The 237-nt window shown below is 63.7% G+C and carries 1 protein-coding gene; it reads left to right on the forward strand.

What is annotated here, in order from left to right; genetic code table 11:
- On the forward strand, positions 1-237 hold a 237-nt coding region (locus MO867_RS23100; RefSeq protein ID WP_444875294.1), incomplete at both ends, for an amino acid kinase family protein.

The following is a 237-nucleotide window of genomic DNA, read 5'->3' on the forward strand; positions in this document are numbered from 1 at the left end:
TACTCTGGGTGCTCTGGTGGCCAATCTGATCGAGGCGGATGGGTTGATTTTGCTGACTGATCAGTTGGGGTTGTTCGAGGCTGATCCGCGCTCCAATCCCGATGCGGCCTTTGTCTCCGAGGCGCGGGCAGAAGATGATGCGCTGATCGCCATGGCCGGTGGTGGTGGCAAGCTGGGGCGCGGTGGTATGGCGACCAAGGTGCGCGCTGCGCGTCTGGCGGCACGCAGTGGTGCCGT

It is taken from the genome of Microbulbifer okhotskensis, from assembly GCF_023895975.1.
In the GTDB taxonomy this organism is placed as follows: domain Bacteria; phylum Pseudomonadota; class Gammaproteobacteria; order Pseudomonadales; family Cellvibrionaceae; genus Microbulbifer; species Microbulbifer okhotskensis.